The 17955-nt window shown below is 58.8% G+C and carries 15 protein-coding genes; 4 read left to right on the top strand and 11 right to left on the bottom strand.

What is annotated here, in order from left to right; all coding sequences use genetic code 11:
- Positions 1-2: 2 nt before the first annotated feature.
- Positions 3-1172, bottom strand: a complete 1170-nt coding sequence (locus tag ACNA0J_RS13505; RefSeq protein ID WP_415819375.1) for a thiolase domain-containing protein — start codon at positions 1170-1172, stop codon at positions 3-5.
- A gap of 211 nt (positions 1173-1383) precedes the next feature.
- Between ACNA0J_RS13505 and ACNA0J_RS13500 the strand changes: the two genes are divergently transcribed.
- Positions 1384-3468, top strand: coding sequence for a 3-hydroxyacyl-CoA dehydrogenase NAD-binding domain-containing protein (locus ACNA0J_RS13500; RefSeq protein ID WP_415819374.1), 2085 nt, complete (start codon positions 1384-1386; stop codon positions 3466-3468).
- 53 nt (positions 3469-3521) lie between these two features.
- Positions 3522-3725, top strand: coding sequence for a rubredoxin (locus ACNA0J_RS13495; RefSeq protein ID WP_415819372.1), 204 nt, complete (start codon positions 3522-3524; stop codon positions 3723-3725).
- A gap of 72 nt (positions 3726-3797) precedes the next feature.
- On the opposite strand, the gene ACNA0J_RS13490 is transcribed toward ACNA0J_RS13495, so the two are convergent.
- Positions 3798-4634, bottom strand: a complete 837-nt coding sequence (locus ACNA0J_RS13490; protein ID WP_415819370.1) for an SDR family NAD(P)-dependent oxidoreductase — start codon at positions 4632-4634, stop codon at positions 3798-3800.
- Positions 4635-4959: 325 nt separating this feature from the next.
- Positions 4960-5700: an IclR family transcriptional regulator gene (locus ACNA0J_RS13485; protein ID WP_415819369.1), complete on the bottom strand. Its 741-nt coding sequence runs from the start codon at positions 5698-5700 to the stop codon at positions 4960-4962.
- A 462-nt stretch (positions 5701-6162) separates the two neighbouring features.
- On the opposite strand from ACNA0J_RS13485, the gene ACNA0J_RS13480 reads away from it, so the two are divergent.
- Positions 6163-6915: a hypothetical protein gene (locus ACNA0J_RS13480; RefSeq protein WP_415819368.1), complete on the top strand. Its 753-nt coding sequence runs from the start codon at positions 6163-6165 to the stop codon at positions 6913-6915.
- Positions 6916-7109: 194 nt separating this feature from the next.
- Complete coding sequence (locus ACNA0J_RS13475) at positions 7110-7517, top strand: GFA family protein (RefSeq protein ID WP_415819367.1); 408 nt, start codon at positions 7110-7112, stop codon at positions 7515-7517.
- A 143-nt stretch (positions 7518-7660) separates the two neighbouring features.
- On the opposite strand, the gene ACNA0J_RS13470 is transcribed toward ACNA0J_RS13475, so the two are convergent.
- The 8 genes from ACNA0J_RS13470 to ACNA0J_RS13435 form a co-directional block, all read right to left on the bottom strand.
- The gene (locus ACNA0J_RS13470) at positions 7661-8710 is read right to left on the bottom strand and encodes a zinc-dependent alcohol dehydrogenase family protein (protein WP_415819366.1); all 1050 of its coding nucleotides are present in this window, start codon (positions 8708-8710) and stop codon (positions 7661-7663) included.
- Positions 8711-8745: 35 nt separating this feature from the next.
- Positions 8746-9744 carry a Bug family tripartite tricarboxylate transporter substrate binding protein gene (locus ACNA0J_RS13465; RefSeq protein WP_415819365.1) on the bottom strand — a complete coding sequence of 333 codons (999 nt, stop codon included), beginning with the start codon at positions 9742-9744 and terminating at the stop codon, positions 8746-8748.
- Positions 9745-9862: 118 nt separating this feature from the next.
- Positions 9863-11206, bottom strand: coding sequence for an MFS transporter (locus ACNA0J_RS13460; RefSeq protein WP_415819364.1), 1344 nt, complete (start codon positions 11204-11206; stop codon positions 9863-9865).
- Positions 11207-11434: 228 nt separating this feature from the next.
- Complete coding sequence (locus tag ACNA0J_RS13455; protein ID WP_415819363.1) at positions 11435-12481, bottom strand: amidohydrolase family protein; 1047 nt, start codon at positions 12479-12481, stop codon at positions 11435-11437.
- A 5-nt stretch (positions 12482-12486) separates the two neighbouring features.
- Positions 12487-14319, bottom strand: coding sequence for an NAD-binding protein (locus ACNA0J_RS13450; protein WP_415819362.1), 1833 nt, complete (start codon positions 14317-14319; stop codon positions 12487-12489).
- A gap of 34 nt (positions 14320-14353) precedes the next feature.
- A complete protein-coding gene (locus ACNA0J_RS13445) occupies positions 14354-15340 on the bottom strand; it encodes a Bug family tripartite tricarboxylate transporter substrate binding protein (protein ID WP_415819361.1) in 987 nt (328 codons plus the stop codon).
- Between the two features lie 45 nt (positions 15341-15385).
- On the bottom strand, positions 15386-16894 hold the full coding sequence (locus ACNA0J_RS13440) for an aldehyde dehydrogenase family protein (protein WP_415819360.1): 1509 nt from the start codon (positions 16892-16894) through the stop codon (positions 15386-15388).
- 28 nt (positions 16895-16922) lie between these two features.
- Positions 16923-17909 (bottom strand): Bug family tripartite tricarboxylate transporter substrate binding protein, encoded by a 987-nt coding sequence (locus ACNA0J_RS13435; RefSeq protein WP_415819359.1) that lies wholly within the window; start codon positions 17907-17909, stop codon positions 16923-16925.
- Positions 17910-17955: the final 46 nt, after the last annotated feature.

The following is a 17955-nucleotide window of genomic DNA, read 5'->3' as shown; positions in this document are numbered from 1 at the left end:
GCTTACTCCCTGCCCATGATCAGTGTCGCTGCGCCGTGACGGTGACCGATCGCGCCGCCGACGCCGGTAGCCAAGGCGAACTGACAGTCCTGCACTTGCACCTTGGGATGCGCCTCGCCGCGCAATTGGCGCACCGCCTCGATGATCTTCGTCATCCCCCCGCGGTTGGACGGATGGTTGTTGCACATTCCGCCGCCGTCCGTATTGAACGGCAGGCGGCCCACACCGGATATCAAATTGCCATCGGATACGAACCTGCCACCCTCGCCCTTGGCGCAGAAACCCAGATCCTCTAGCTGCAACAGGACCGTGATGGTGAAGCTGTCGTAAATGGAGGCGTACTGAATGTCGGCCGGGCTCAGTCCCGCCTCCGCAAAGGCGCGTGGCCCAGTCCAGGCAACCCCCGTATAGGTCAGATCAATCTCTCCGCCGTCCTGATGCTTGGTGGTTTCACCGGTGCCCAGCACGCTGACCACAGGACGCTTCAATGAACGGGCGATCTCAGGCCGGGCAACGATGATCGCGCCGCCCCCGTCGGTGACCACACACGAATCCATGCGCCGCAGCGGATCAGCGATCATGGGTGATGCCAGCACGTCCTCCACACTGAGCACATCGCGCAGCATGGCGTTCGGGTTGTGCTGGGCATGATGCGACGCCGCCACCTTGACCCAGGCCAATTGCTCGCTTGTCGTGCCGAACTCGTACATATGGCGCATGGCGCACATCGCGTACAAATTCAGCGTCACCGGACGATAGGGAATCTCGAATGGCGTTTCCGGCAGATTCGATCCGCGCACACGCACTTGCGTACCGGACACCCCCTCGGATCTCGGGCGGCCCGCCAGCGTGATCAGCGCCACATTGCATTTTCCCGCGGCGATAGCTTGCGCAGCGTGCGCCACGTGGATCAGGTAGGAACACCCGCCCATGTCAGTGGAATCGATATGCCGCAACTGCCTCAGGTTCAGATAATTGGCCATGGACCACGGGTTGGCCCCGGGGGAATCGCCGGCGCAGAAATAGCCGTCGATGTCATTCTTGTCCAGGCCGGCGTCGGCCAGAGCACCGACGGCGACCTCGGCATGCAGCCGCGCCAGCGAGTGCTCCGGCGCATGGCGCAGGGGATGTTCGTAGGCGCCCACAATGCACGCCTTGCCTCGGATACTCACGCTATCTCCTCCATGATCTGGTCTGGGCTTGCTGCCCTCTGGCCTCGGGAACGATCAATCTATGTTCGTTCCGACGGCCCAGCCAAAAAGTTTCATTCATCAAAACTAATGTCACTGTGTGGATATCATGGTAGCATGACGACCGGTCAAGACAACAGCGCGAATTCCGTTTTTTTCGAACATTCGCGCGGAAATCACGAAGGAGATAGCCATGAATTCGGTCCCTACGGTCCGATACGAGGTGAACGATCAGCTCGCCGTCATTACGGTTGATAACCCGCCCGTCAATGCCATGGCGCCGGGAATGCGCGAGGAAATTGTTGCCGGCATCGAACGCGCGAATGCGGATCCCGCCGTACAAGCCATCGTTCTGACAGGCGCCAATCGCAATTTCATTGCGGGCGCAGATATCCGGCAGTTCGGCAAAGCCCGCGGAATTTCCAGCGCCGAGAGCACCGCTGCCATCGTCCAGAGCGCGAAACCCATTGTGGCTGCCATTGAGGGGTACTGCCTGGGTGGCGGACTCGAGCATGCATTGGCCTGTCACTACCGCGTTGCCGCGCCCAGCGCACGCATGGGATTGCCGGAAATAAAGATCGGGCTGATTCCCGGCGGCGGCGGGACGCAACGGCTGCCCCGGCTAGTAGGCGCCCGTGCCGCCCTGGACCTCATCCTGAGCGGACGGCACGTTGACGCCAAAGAAGCGCTGGCCCTGGGCATCGTGGATCTCGTCACGGAACAGCCTGTGCTGGGGGCCGCGCGCGACCTGATTCAGCGCCGCTCACCCGCGGCCCCCCTGCCCCACGTGGACAGCATGACGATCCAGGATGCCGACGAGCGCGTATTCGCCGAGGCACGCAAACGCACCGCACGCCAACGCATCAAGGCTGCGGCCTATGCGATCGAGCTGGTCGAGGCAGCGACCTCGCGATCCGTCCCGGAAGGCATGGCCCTGGAGCGCGCCCGATTCTCCGAACTAGAGGGCTCCGACGAATCGCGTGCATTGCGTTATGCCTTTTTTGCCGAGCGCACCTCGGCCAAGGTCCCCGGAGCACCCGAAGACTACCGGCCGCCACGCGTAACGCGGCCTGCCGTCATTGGTGCAGGCACCATGGGGGGAGGTATTGCCATGGCCTTTGCCGACGCCGGCATCGCCGTCCGCCTGCTGGATGCCAGCGCCGAGGGCCTGGAACGCGGCATACAGCGTATCGCGGCCAACTATGCCGCCAAGCTAAAGCGCAACACGATCACCGAGGACGAGATTCGTGAACGCATGGCGCTCATCCAGCCAACGCTCAGTTACGACGATATCGTCGATTGCGACGCGGTGATCGAGGCCGTATTCGAGCGTATTGACCTGAAGCTTGAAATTTTCTCCAAGCTGGACAGGATCATGGGTCCCGATGCGCTGCTGTTGACGAACTCGTCGGCCATTGACATCAACACGATCGCGAGCGCGACGCAGCGTCCGCATATGGTGGCGGGATCTCACTTCTTTGCACCGGCCAACGTGATGAAGCTATGCGAAATCGTTAAAGGCGACGCCTCCTCGATAGAAACGATCCTGCGCGCGGCGAAGATGGGCCGCGACCTGGGCAAGATCAGCGTCATTGCCGGCAGCTGCGATGGTTTCGCCGCCAACCGCAGCCGCGCGCCGCTGGTGACCGAAATGATGCTGCTGCTCGAGGAAGGCGCATTGCCGCAGCAGATCGACAAGGTAATGATGGATTTCGGCTATCCAATGGGCCCCTTCGCTGTCAGTGATCTGTCCGGGCTGGATGTCAGTTATGACACGCGCAAACGGCGTGCGGCCGCCAATCCCGAATACCGCAAGCTGCATGTTCCCGACCGCCTGGCAGAAATGGGCCGTCACGGCCAGAAGGTCGGCGCCGGCTGGTATCGCTACGAAGCCGGCAGCCGCACGCCGATGCCGGACCCAGTGGTGGCTGAGGTCATTGCGGGCGTCGCGCGCGACTTCAATATTCCGCAGCGCCAGTTCAGCGACGACGAAATTCTGCGACGCCTGCTATTCGCCTCAGTGAACGAAGCCTGCAAGATCATTGACGAAGGCAAGGCACTGCGCGCCAGCGATATCGATGTGATGTGGCTCAACGGCTTTGGCTTCCCGCGGCACCGTGGGGGTCTGCTGTACTGGGCGGACAGCATCGGCGCGGACAATATCTACCGGCAGATCAGCGAATGGCATGCAGCCTATGGAAAGCGGTGGCAACCCAGCCGACTGCTTGCCAGCATCGCTGCTGCCTCCGGACAACTGCGCGAGGCCACCGCTGCCTGAGCAATCGGCGCCGCCAAAACGGCGCCCTCGAAGCTTTTGGACTATGTATCATCATGACTACAGCCTCTCCTGAGACCATCACCGAGCAACCTTTCAAAACCTGGCAATGCATTCTGTGCGGCTTCATTTACGAAGAAGCCGCCGGCATCCCCGAAGAAGGCATTCCACCTGGAACGCGATGGGACGACATACCTGATACGTGGATTTGTCCCGAATGTTCTGCCACGAAGGTCGATTTCGAAATGATCGAAATCTAAAAACAACAAGGCCGCCTTTTGGGCGGCCTTGTTGTAGCGTAGTGCTATCGCGGCCAAATGGCCGCATTGACGTCAAATCCGATTAAGCACCCGTCCGCCATCGACCAGTAATGACGTCCCGGTCACAAACGCCGACTCATCCGACGCCAGATAAAGCGCGGCATTGGCGACATCCCAGGCAGAGCCATGCCGCCGCAGAGGGATCTTGGCCAACCGCTCCGCCTCGACCTGCTCGCGAGGCTGTTTCCAGTGTTCTATGCGACGGCCAATTGCCATCGGGGTCGCGATCAAACCGGGCAGAATCGAATTGGCGCGAATACCGTACTCGGCATTCTGCAGGGCCAATTGCTCGGTGAACGCGACCACGCCTGCTTTGCTGGCCTTATAGGCGACATAGGGATACCGGCCCACAGCTGCGGCCGAAGCGATATTGACGATCACCCCGCTGCGTTGCTCACGCATGATACGCACTGCGTGTTTGCATGCGAAAACGGTCCCCCGCAAGGTGACGCGACAGACGAAGTCGAAATGCTCCTCGTCGATGTCCATCAGATCGGCGTCGCCGCCTGCCAACGACACTCCCACATTGTTGTGCAGGATATCAACGCTGCCCCAGGCGTCGCGCGCCTGAAGAATGGCCGCCTCCAGATCCTGTTCGCGCGTCACGTCTGCCGCGCATGCCTCAGCCTCGAAGCCTTCCTTTTTGATGATTTCTGCGGTCTCTTGCGCGGATTCCAGATTGCGATCTACCGAAAGAACTCTGGCGCCCTCGCGGGCGAAACGCAGCGCGGTCGCGCGCCCGTTCCCCAGCCCCTCGCCCGGACTTTGCCCCGCTCCGATCACGATGGCTACTCGTCCCTCCAGGCGTTTGCTGGGGGTCCAGCCTTCCATACTGCTATCGCTATGCATTGCTGCCGTCTCCAGTTGGTATCTCGAATATCACGTTCCGCCCTCGTCTATTTCAGCCGCTTGGCGAGTGTCATATGTTAGCTCATTAATTCTAATCATCAGTATTAGTTCCGATGAATAAAACTACGAAGCGCTTGAAATGAAGAGACCGTGCGAAGATGAAATGAACGGGCATGCTGCTGGACATCGAGCATGAACTCGCCGAGCGGAGAGAATCACGCGCGACCGCAGCCTTTCCAGGGCTCAGTCATGCAACTGGCACTGCGGTGCGCTTGAGTGAGGAAGCGGCGAACAGATCCCGCCGATGGCCTAAGAGGCGCGTTGTTCAGGCAACGCCGGCCCCTCCGCCGAATTGGCGGCTGATCTCGGCTGCCGATTGAACGACTAGTTTGATCAGCGCCTTTTCGTTGGCCTGAATACGTACGGAAGCACCACCCAACGAAAGGCAGTATTTCACCTCTTCGTTGACATCGAAGATCGGTGCGGAAATGGCGCTCACACCCAATAGGCGTTCGCCATGCGAGACCGCATAGCCTGCCTGGTGGACGGCCTTGAGCTCTTCTTGAATGGCCGTTTGAGTACGTTTGGTGCCTTTGGCCACCGCGGGCAAAAATGCCGACAGCTCTTTTTTCGGCATATATGCCAGCAAGATTTTGGACGCAGAGCCCGCCAGCAGGGGAACCTGCTCTCCGGGCTGCACCACGCTGCGCAACGTCGTTGCGGCCGCGACGGACTCGATGCAAACCCGATTGGAGCCAATCACCGTATGAATCGAGGTTGCTTCTTGGGTTTTTTGAGAGAGGTCCGCCATCACAGGACGGGCAATCTCGCGGATCCCCAAAGTGCTTTTGACCATACCGGCCAAGCGCAGGAATCGAAGCGACAAGCAGTATTGCCGGTCATCCATACGCACCAGGTAGCCGGCTTTCTCCAGGCTCTGCACAATACGGAATGCGGTGGATTTGGGTAGCTCGATGTGATCGGCCAGTTCCTGCAGCGACAGACTATTACGCTCCGCGCTGAAGCTCTCGAAGATCGCCATAATCCGTTGAACTGAGCGCATCATAAGCAGCCTCGTATAGACTCGGTTAACTGGACGGTCGCAGGCCCGTAGACGCAGGATGCCCGATTCAAGATGATTGCCTCATAGGCGTCCGGGTTTCTACCACTGAAATACTAACCGGCCAGCGATGCGCGAGTATAGCATTACTGCAGTGTTCAACCTCACGCTGTGATTCTCTTTTCACCGTCTGCGCCCTCAGTCCTTCGCCCCTGCGTGGTGGCATGCCGACGGACTGCCATCCTACCCGAACAATCTGATTAACGAATTTAGTTTCTTTTATCGAAACCTGGCCAAAGCTCCGTTTCGACCGGAAATAGGGCTTTCCTTCCCATAAAGTTCCACTGAATAAAACCAATGCTATTAAATAAAACTTTGTGCTAAGATTTCTCTGACGCCACCATGCAGCGCGGCAGGAGTTCCTCGCGGCAGAACGGCTACGCCAAACTCTTATCGGAGGTTTTCCAAATGATTTACACGCGCAGTGGCGCCGACGCATTGGCGCAACGCAGGGTCATCGTCTCGCCGGGGACCGGCATCGAGCACTGGGGAACGGTCTATTTCGGCCCCCGCTCTTCGAATACTCACGCCCCTGGACCGCAGGCCACGATGTCGGAACTCAACGCCAACGAATCTATCGTTCCGCACTTTCACGGCGTCTCCATGTTTCAGCTGTTCCTGGCAGGCTCGGGCGAAATCGGCAACCGCGGCCAAAAACTGCAGCCGCTGACCGTGCAGTTCAAAGATCATCACACCGCATACGGCCCGATCGCAGCCGGACCGCAAGGTCTGACTTTCGTTGCATTGCGCATGTTCACGGGCAACTCGGAACCCGTATACCTGAGCTCACCCGACTACCGAGACCGGATCAAACCCAGCAAGCGCCGCAACCTGGCTTCTGAGCCCGTCGGCTTTTCTATCGAGCCGGTCATGAGATCGCGCAAAGAACCTCAATGGGAGACGGTTCTCAAGGGCGATGATGAGATGCATGCACAGGTCGTGCGCCTGGGTGCCGGAATGAAGACGTTAGGTCCCGACCCGAGCAAAAGCGGCGGGTATTACATATTCGTCGGCAATGGCAGCTTGGTGCACAAAGGCGAAGAATTAGGCCTGTGGTCCATGGTCGTGGTCGAAAGCAACGAAGCAGAATTCACGATCCAGGCTGGGGAAAACGGGCTCGAGGCCTTGGTACTGGAATACCCCGCCAGCGATCTTGAATAAGGCGGCTTGAGCTTTCGCGCCGCACGATTTCACCGGCCATCCTGGGACGGCCGGTGCGGGCGCTTTGTTTGCACTTGAATAGGAAGGCAAGCGCTACCTCGTGAATTGATTCAGGAGCTGGGCATTCCAAAAGAATAGCGCCAAGAGCCTACACTAAAAACGTAGGCTACGCCTATCATCTACCGGGAGAAACGATGAAAGTCCAGGGTCAATGTCATTGTGGCGCTATTGCGTATGAGGCAGAGGTCGAACCGGGTACGATTTCCATCTGCCACTGCGCTGATTGCCAAATGCAGTCCGGTTCCGTTTTTCGCACCAATATTCCTGCACCCGCAGATAAATTCCGGCTGTTGAAAGGAATCCCTAAGCGGTATTTGAAGGTTGCGGATAGCGGAACCAAGCGCATTCATGCCTTTTGCGACAACTGCGGTGGGCCGGTTTATGCCTGCGCGGCCGACAATCCGCAAACTTATTCTCTGCGCGTCGGCACGTTAAAGCAACGCTACGAGCTGGGACCGCCCGTGCGACAGATTTGGGCCAAACGCAGATTCTCCTGGCTTGCTCCGCTCGGAGCTGTCCAGACATTCGATAATCAGCCTTAAGCGGCCGACAGTGCCTGCGTCCGGCAGCAGCATCAGCAGCAGCGGCGGCAGTGGCACAAACACCAACGCCGCTCCTGCAACGCCGGCAAGTCAAGCGCCCAGCGGTACAACATCACCTGAGCGCTGACGGGGTAGTTGATCATCTATATCAGAAACACTCCTTTTCCGGTGGTTTGCTTGTCAAACAGCCGGTACGCCTCTTCGGCCTGATCTAATTGCCAATAGTCAGTAAATACCGCGTCGGCATCGACTTTCTTGTCGGCGATGAACTGCGCGCATTCTGCCTGGATGATCGTCGAGAATGTCCACGAACCCATCACCGTAATCTGGCGGCGCAACAGATCCGGACTGACGTCGACCTTCAGTTCGCCGCCCTCGCCGACAAAACATGTTTTGCCCCATACTTTCAGGCATCGAATCGCTGCAATACGCCCCGGCCCCGAGCCTGAGCTGTCCATCGAGGAATCCGCCCCATAGCCACGGGTCAGGTCTTTGATGGCGCTCACCGGGTCGTCCTGGGCGGGGTTGATCACATGATCGGCGCCAAACTCGATCGCGCGCCGCAAACGATCGGCGTTGATGTCCAATGCAATGACTCGGGCGCCCATCGCGCGCGCCAACTGTGTGCCCGCCAAGCCGACCGGGCCCTGGCCAAAGATCGCGATCGTCTCGTTGCCGGATAGCGCCAGGCGACGCAAAGCCCCATAAGCCGTCCCCGTGCCGCAGGAAATCGCGGCGCCCGCTGCGAATGACAGTGTGTCAGGCAACGGCACCAAGGTCATGGCGGGAACCTTGAAGTAATGCGCATGGCAGCCATGATCGTTATTGCCATAGGTACGGCTGGGCGCTTCCTGACACAGCTGTTGCCAGCCCGAACGGCACAGGCTGCACGCGCTGCAGCCGGAATAATGATGCACCATCACTCGATCACCTACACGACCGAATGACTCCGGCACGGCTGAGCCCAGCGCCACGATAACCCCGCAAGGCTCATGCCCCGCGATCAATGGACCAGACTGATACTGGAATTTTTCGCTCATTGGCGTGCCCACCGGACGCCGGTAGTAGATCAGATCACTGCCGCACATTCCTGAAGCCTTGATCTCGATGACCGCATCTAACGGCCCCGGAGTGGGGTCCGGCATCTCGATGATTTCCACCTGGCGATCGCCAGGAAACGTAATCGCACGCATATAAGAAATTCTCCTGGATTAAGCGTCGCCAAACACTATTCGCGCGGCAGATTCAACTGCGCCGCGAGCTTGTTCATCTGAGCGGCCTCATCGTTCAGATACCGGTTGAACTGATCCGGCGTCATGAAAGTCGTATCGGCGCCCTCCGATTTCAATCGTGTGCCGACCTCAGTCTGCAGCGCATACTTCAGGGCGTCCGAGAGCTTTTCTATCGCGGCTGGCGGGGTTCCCTCGCGCACTAACAAGCCGAGCCAGACTGTGTAGGAATAGTCGAATCCCAGCTCCTTGAACGTGGGCACCTGCGGCAAGGGCTGTATGCGTTCGGTCGACGTGACGGCCAGCGGCCGCAAACGGCCAACTTCAATAAAGGGCGCCGAGCCGATGTAGGCGTCGAAGATCATTCCGACACGGCCCGCAGCCACATCGGGTAGGGCTTCCCCGTTGCCTTTATAAGGAACATGCAGGATATTCAGCCCCTCGGAACGGACGAACTGTTCCGCAGCCAGATGCGGCGCGCTGGCCGTGCCACCGGAGGCGAACGTAATATTGTGCGCCCGGGCATCGGCGATATAGTCCTTTGGCGACTTATATGGCGTGTCGCCGCCGACCACCATCAAAAAAGGTGAACGCGCCATGATCCCGACGCCGGTGAAATCTTTGATGCTGTATCCCGGATTCTTTTTCGTCACAGGCACGGACAAGAATCCCAACGATTGCGCCAGTACGGTGTAGCCGTCAGCAGGCAGTTCCTTGACTGCGCGCGTGCCAACCATCGTGTCGCCTCCGGGCCGATTCTCGACCACGATAGTCTGCCCCAACTTTTCTCCCATTTTCTGGGCCACCAGGCGCGCCGTAATATCTGTCGCCCCGCCTGGCGGCGTAGCAACAATCAATCGTATGGGTCTGCTGGGATAGTCGCCCGCCGCGTATGCCGGCGTGCTTGCAAAAGCACCGGTCGCCATCACCGCAGCAACGGCTACAAAAAACCGCTCACGCAGGACTCCCTGCTTACGGGTTTCACGTTCTTCCAACATTGTCGTCTCCTCGATTTTGGTGAGTTGCTGGTAACGCTTGTTCCATCGCCTGGAGTCCTCCCTCCCCAGGCGACGTGATCCTTCGTTCCATCCGGAACGTGTGGCACGAACTTGGCAATCAGGCCGTTTGACTACGTTCGCGCGCGGCCTCCTGTTCTAATGACGTCTTTATTTGAACTTGGCTGTAGTGAGGTTTTCCCGCCATGATGGCCAAGATACTGATGATCGCGACTGCCACGACGTAGCCGTAGAAGAGCCACAAACTGCCATTCTGATAGGCAATCAACGCCGTCGCGATGATCGGCAAAGGACCCGCAAACAAGGCCCCGGACATTTGATATCCGATTGAAATGCCCGAATATCGGACGGATGTAGGGAACATTTCAGCGAACAGGGCCTGTTGCGCTGCGTAGCTGGCCGAATGACCAATGCCCAGTACGAGTGCGTAGCTGATCACCAGCCACATATAGGACTGCGTTTGCGCCACAGCAAACAGGGGAATGCTGGCAATGGGCAGAACAATCAATCCAGCGACAAAAACCTTGCGGCGTCCTACCCTGTCAGACAATTTGCCGAACAATGGCAGCGTGCACATCTCTACGGCTGCACCCACGCACACAGCAGCGAGCATCTGCGTCTGTGTAAATCCAAGACGCGTGACGCCGTAGGACACCATGGCCACCGCGCAAGTCCAGAAGAACGTGTTCGGTGCTCCCTGCGCCAGCATGACGGATATCAATTGACGTGGATACTTCCGGACCACGGTCACAAAGGGAATACGCTCAATCGCACCTTGCCGTTTGGCTTTTTCGAAGTCAGGCGATTCGGCCATACGCTTGCGAATCAGCACACCTACCACCAGCATCAACGCACTGAACAGAAATGGCACCCGCCATCCCCAGGTCATCATCGCGTCGTTATCCAGGTAAGTCATCAGAACGAACGTCCCGTTGCCCAGCAGCAAACCCAGGAATGATCCTATCTGTGGCACGCTGCCGTAGAAACCCCGCTTGGATTTCTCCGCATGCTCCACCACCGTCACAACGGCGCCGCCGTACTCCGCACCTACTGACAGCCCTTGCACAATACGCAGCAGCACCAGCAAGACCGCTCCCGTCGATCCTGCGTTGTCATAGGTGGGCAGCATTCCAATCATCATGGTCGCCAGTCCCATGATGATGAAACTCCAAAGCAGAATTTTTTTTCTTCCTATTCTGTCGCCCAGGTGGCCGGCTACCACCCCGCCTATCGGCCTGGCAATCCATGCCGTGGCAAAGGCCATGAACCCCAGCATCGTCCCTGTCGTGTCATCGAACGTGGGAAAAAACAGCTTGTTCAGAAACAACGCCGATAGCACGCCAAAAATATAAAAGTCATACCACTCGATCGTCGCGCCGATAAACGTGGAGGCCACGACGAATCGGCGTTGACGCGGATCGCTAGAACCAATATCAGTTGCCATGCGGTCTATCTCCGTTATTTTGGACCTTGTTCCATTCAACAACGTCTATATAAGGCGGCCCAGCCAACCCAACGGCGTCGGAATAGCGGCCGCCTTTTGGGCTTCGCCTCAAAATTGATTGATGAAATCAGATGCCCTGATACGACAGGGTCGATCGCGCGGGCAAACTTGCATGCCCCAGTAGATTGTCAGTGCGCCCGAAGCGTTCCTTCGGACGCAGTGCTGCCATCACGCAGGCGGCGGCAAGTCGAGCCGATAAAACTTTTTAGCCGTATCATGAAACAAGCAGGCTCGCTCCGAGTCCGTATAGGACCGTGTCAGCCGCTTGAACGCATTCCACAGTGCGCCATAACCGCAGCTTTGCTTGTCGACAGGAAAATTGCTCTCAAACATTGCTCGCGCCGGGCCGAATGCCTCGATACAGGTCTCGACATACGGTTTCCATGTTTCGGCCAGTGTTTCCGACGATGGCGGCTCAATATCATGGTGAAACTGATGGCCGCCATACAGCATTCCCAGGCCGCCCAATTTCACGCTCAGGTTCGGGTATCGGGCGAGATCCCGGATATGTCGGCTCCAGACGTTGAACACTTGCTCATGATCGGTATGGGGGGGTATGCCCAAGATGCCGCCGCAGTGATTCAGCACCACCGGCGTTTCTGGAAAGGCCTGCAATAGATCGATCAGCTCGGGCAACTGAGGATGAAAGATCCAGGCATCGAATGACAATCCCATCCGGGAAAGATGCGCGTAACCCGCACGGAACTCCGGCGCGAGCAAAAGATGCCTGCGCGCGAAAGTCCGGCCATAGCCCGCGCGGCCTGCATCCCAGGTTGCGCCATGCCGAATACCCCTCAGATAGCCGTTACCGGCCTCCTGTTGCGCTTCGAGCACCGGCAAGACCTGATCGCCTAATGCCAGATCGGCATGGCCGACGATGCCCGCACACAAACGTACAGACTGCGTTGCGGCTGCGCGCGCGACACCCGCCGCAAACTCGACCTCTCCCACCGGGCGCAGCGCCTCCGGGCCTTCTGTGCGATACGAGGCAGAATGCTGCAGATATACCGTCGCCACGACGTTGTGCCCTGACGAAATCTCATCCAACATCTCCGGCGCCAGATATCGGCCGCGCTCATCGTCGTACAAATGATGGTGCGAGTCGATAATGGGCAATTCCGGCTCCAGTGCTGCCTCGACATGACGCGATGTCCAGACTGACAATTCGTCCAGGCCTCGTGGCGTGTTTCCAATGAACTCCTCTTCGTTGGGCATCTTTCTCATCCTTGTGTATCGTGTGCGGACGATCCGGCACGGACCTCCACGCCGGTCCATTGTTCGTACAGCTGAACCAGGGTCGTCACGTCAGCGTCAGGCCCAAGCCTGGCCACTGCCATGCGATAAAGCAATCGGGCGGATTCCAGCACCCATGCACTGATCTGCAACTTGGCTCCTTCCTCGCTGACCAGCTGCAGCGCACGCAGGGCCCTGCCCAAGGATTTCCCGTAATCGAACTGACGCGTCAACACCTGCTGCGGAAACAGTGTTGCGCTGGCCAACGTACGGCCGGTCTCGATGCCTAGAATGCGGGGCATGATCTCCACAGCTAAACCGGCACGCGCGCCGATCACATAGGATTCGCAGGCGACGGCAAGCAATACGGCGGAGACGGCCTCCTCCAAATGGCGCATACGCTGGGCGTCGCCAGGCCGCGCTGAAACCTGATATACCTGTTTTCCCAATGCGTGCAAAACGGGCAAAGCCTGCGACACATGACGGGGATCGCCACTGACCAGCAGCGTTGCGCTACCATCCTGCATGTCCCGAGGCCTACTGGATAAAGGAGCGTCCACGAATCCATAGCCCTGCCGTTGCAACCGCTCAGCCAACAAGCTCGCTTGCGCGGCAGGCATCCAGCAGGTATTGACGATCAGCGCATGGTCGGGGTTTGAGCCCAGCTCGGGCAAACCTGATAGTTCGGAGATATCGGCATCGCTGTCGAGTACCCATACTATGCAATGCGCCGCAGGAGTGGAATCTTCCGCCGTCGCCAGGGCTACGGTCCACCCCAGACCCGCCAAATGATCTACCAGCGCTGAGACATTCTCGGGCTCGCACAAGATGTGGCACGCCCCGGGGGCCATAGGGCCGCCGTCTGCAGGTAAAAGCGCGTCGTACGTTGCATCGTCGTCACGTACCTCAATGCCAGCCCACGCCTCCAGGTAGGTAATCAAAGCGCTGCCATCACGTTCCGCACCACCTTGCGACACCGCGTAACGCCACAACTGCTGCACGGGGCGCGCGATCCATACGGGTACGTTCAAATGCTCGGCTTCCGCGACTGTCAGCGAAATATCCTTGGCGGTAATGGCCATGCGTGCGCCGTAATTGAAACGCCGCGGCAGTACAGAGCTGGCGAATTTATTGCGGCTGGCATTTGTGCTGGCTTCGCCGGCGTTCAGGATCTGTAGCATCACGGCCGGCTTCAAACCGGCCTTTGCCCCCAGGATGAAGGCCTCGCATGTGACTGCCATGCCAGTCGCTGAAATCAGGTTATTCAGCAATTTCAGTGTTTGCGCACGCCCCGATGAGTCTCCCAGATACAGCACAGTGGCCCCTGCCATCACACGCATGACGGGCTCGGCCTGTTCGAACGCCGACTCCGGCCCCGAGCACATCACTCCCAGCCGTCCGTTACCGGCGGTCGTGACATTGCCTGTAATCGGTGCGTCGATATATGAGACGCCTCGTGGCTCCAGCGCGGCACGCATTTCGCGTGCAAACGCTGGCCCCGTCGTAGACAGATCGACCAGAGTGCACGGCCGACCACAACGGGCGACGCCGTCATCACCCAACAGGACAGCGCGCAATGCCCCCAACGAAGGCAGACAAACAAAGACCAATCCAGTCTGTCGTGCCACGTCCTGAGGATTGGCGGCAATGCGCGCACCGGCTTGCGCTGCCGAGCGAACGGCCTCCTGGTTCAAGTCGTACACCACGACTGTCCAATGCTGGCTCAACAAGTGGCGAACTATGGGCCCTCCCATTGCCCCGAGGCCGACAAAGCCGACAACCTCAGCACCACGTGCAATGTCTGCATCCTGCACACTCATGACCAACTTCCTTTCGAGATACGGCACAACATGATCAGTTTGCGACTGCGCCTGATTGCGCCACCGCCTTGCCCCACTTTTCTATCTCGGCTTTCAGGAATGCGCCGAATGCGTCCGGCGCGGAGCCCACGGGATCAGTGCCGCTGGTATTCAGCTGCTTGACGACCTCGGGCTTTTTCAACGCCTGGGCCACTGATTCCTGCAGTTTCTGAATGACGTCTGGCGGTGTTCCCGCGGGCGCCAGCAACCCCTGCCAATTGTTCACCTCAAAGCCCTGATAGCCCGACTCCGCAATCGTGGGAACGTCAGGCAGCGATTTCACTCTCGTAGGTGCTGTCACAGCCAGTACCCGAATCTTGTTGGCTTGGGAATACTGCAGCGTGGACGGCGGCGTCAAAAACGCCATGTCCACATGTCCCCCTAACAGCGCCTGCGCCGCCGGGCCCATTCCCGCATACGGCACATGCACCGCCTCAAAACCCGCGTCAGAAGCGAGCATAGCCATGCCCAGATGCGATCCCTGCCCTACCCCTGCCGATGCATAGGACAGTGCCGTCTTTTGGCCCTTGGCGTATTGCACGAGTTCACCCAGTGTTTTTACCGGCAACGAGGGCTTGATCGCCAGAAAGAAGAAATTCTCGGTCAACTGCGAAATGGGCTCGAAATCCTTGATAGGATCGAACGGCAATTTCTTGTACAAACTGGCGTTGATGGCATGACTGGAGTTCGCCAGCAGCAAGGTATAGCCGTCCGGCTTGGCCCGCGCCACCTCGCTCGCGGCAATATTGCCGCCAGCGCCAGGACGGTTCTCGACAATGACTGTCTGGCCCAGAATGCCATGCAGGCTCTCTGCAAGCAACCGGGCGATCATGTCAGCGCCACCGCCAGGCGGCACACCTACGATCAGGCGTATGGGATGATCAGGGTAATTGGCGGCCTGCGCAATACCACCGGCACAGAGTGCCAGCCCGGCCAGACCGCCCAGGGAAAACCGGGCAATGCGCTGCAAAAGTGATTTCATGATTGTCTCCTGCCATCATTGGGCTATCGTTTTATGTTTTACCGCTCAAAGGCGCATCAGCACCGACTTGGTCTGCGTATAAGCCTCGATCGATTCGGCACCCATTTCACGCCCGAACCCTGACTGCTTATAGCCACCCAAGGACATGACAGGGTCGGTCTCCGCATACGTGTTGATCCACACGCGGCCTGACTTCAACGCACGTGCCACACGGTGGGCGCGGCTGATATCGCGCGTCCACACTGCCGCAGCCAAGCCATAAGGCGTGTCATTGGCTGTCAGCACTGCATCGTTCTCGTCCTTGAATGGAATAATCGAAAGCACCGGCCCGAAGATTTCTTCCTGGGCGATTTTCATGCCATTGGCCACCCCGGAAAACACCGTGGGTTCGACGAAATACCCCACGTCCGCAGCACGAGCACCGCCCAGTTGCAACGTAGCGCCATCTTCTTGCCCCGACCTCACATAGTCCAACACGCGCTGCATCTGCTTTTCCGAGATCAACGGGCCCAATTGCGTAGCCGCAGCCAATGGAGAGCCAACCTTATAGCCTGAGGCGATTTTTACAATGCGCTCAGTGACTTCGTCTTGCAGGCTTTCCTGGACGAACAGGCGCGTGCCCGCAGAGCAGATCTGCCCGGAATTGCGGCAAAAGGCCACGACCGCCGTTTCAATAGCCTTGTCCAGGTCGGCGTCGGGAAAAATAATGTTGGGCGACTTTCCACCCAGCTCCAGGGTGACTTTCTTCATGTTGCCCGCAGACGCCTGCAGAATATGCCTGCCCACGGCCGTGGATCCTGTAAACGCGATCTTATCCACGTCCAAGTGCGCCGCCATAGCTGCACCTGCAGTCGCCCCAAATCCCGGAATCACATTAACCACGCCCGGCGGAACGCCCGCCTCCTGGATCAGCTCGGCCAAACGCAGGGTCGACAATGGAGACTGCTCGGCAGGTTTCAAGACGGCAGTGTTACCGCACACCATGGCGGGCGCCAATTTTGTAGCAGCCATGACCAATGGCACGTTCCATGCATTGATCAACGCGCACACGCCCATGGGTTCGCGCAACATGTACACGAAGCGCGCCGCGTCGGTGGGGTTCGTGGTGCCCATGATCTTGGTGGCCCAGCCGGCGTAGTAGCGAAACAACTCGGCGGCCGACGCAACGCGCCCCGCTGTAAAGGACACAGGAGCACCCATATCCAGCGTTTCGAGCATAGCCAGTTCTTCGGCATGCTCCTCGATCAGGTCAGCGATCTTTAGCAGATACCGGGTGCGGACATGCGGAGAAATACCCGACCACGACGGCGACTCCAGCGCCTGCCGTGCCGCCTTGACCGCGCGGTCCACATCGGCGCTGTCAGCCTCGGCGATTTCCGCCAAGGTGTCCTCCGTCGCCGGATTGATGGTCTGGAACGTTTTACCAGAAAGAGAATCGACCCACTTCCCTCCGATCAGCAATTGCTTAGGGCGGCCGCGCAGCCACTCGAACGCTTGCTTCTGTCCCGTCGTCAGGGAATCGTGCAGTGCGCCGCCGTCTATCGTCAATGTCATTCCGAACTCCAGTCAGTATTAGATGGGATTAAAGTTTGGGCAGCGCCAGATAGGTCACAACCTCGCGCCCCTTTTCGACTTCTTGCGCCATGTAGTTGTTGAACTCGTCTGGCGAGAGCGGCAAGGACTCCACCCCATCTTCGCGAAACCGCTGTTGCACCTCTGTGCTGTCCAGGGCGCTGCGTAATGCAATGGACAGACGGTCGACTACCTCTTTTGGAGTCCCCGCCGGCGCCACCATACCCAACCACGTGTAGTAGCTGTACTCAGGCGCACCCAACTCGGCCAATGCCGGAACATCCGGCAACACTGTCGCCCGCTTGGGCGACGTCAAGGCCAGCGCCGTCAACTGCCCTGCTTTGACCTTGGCCCCGCTGCTGCCATAGGCCTCCATGATCACGTCGACCCTGCCGCTCATCACATCACCCATGGCTGCACCGTTTCCTTTGTATGGCACGTGCATCAAGTTCAAGCCCAGCTGTTTGAAGAGCACCGCAGCAGCCAGATGAGGGACGGTGCCTACCCCCGCCGACGCATAGGACAGCGTTCCGGGATTGGCCGTGGCGCGGGCGATAAAGTCGGCTCCCGACTTGTCCTGTCCGGAGGAGGCTTCCACCAACATGAACGGCGATCGGCCCATCAGACCCACGCCAGTGAAATCCTTTAGCAGATCGTAGCCGGCATCCTCGCGCACCGAGGGTTGCAGTGCCATCGTCCCCGCGGAGGCCAGCAAGGTGTAGCCGTCGGGTGCGGCAGCCTTGACGGCACGCAGACCGATCAGACCATCACCTCCCGCGCGATTCTCGACCACTACCGACTGATTCAGGTTTTCAGACATCTTCTTTGCAACGAGTCGCGTCGTCACGTCCGTGAGGCCGCCGGGCGCCGTATTCACGATGACGCGTATCGGGTGCGTCGGAAACGCATCAGCCGCCTGCGCTGCGGTCGTTCCCCCCAATGCCGCGGCGAGCGCACAGGCGCCCATGCCAAAGAAATTCGAATATTGCCGTTTCACGCTGCTGTCTCCATACTGATCTTGTGATTCAAATAGCAATGCGGCA

The organism is Bordetella tumbae, from assembly GCF_965139195.1.
Classification (GTDB): domain Bacteria; phylum Pseudomonadota; class Gammaproteobacteria; order Burkholderiales; family Burkholderiaceae_B; genus Bordetella_A; species Bordetella_A tumbae.
Note: the sequence above shows the minus strand (reverse complement) of the source record. Positions and strands in the feature narration are given on the sequence as shown.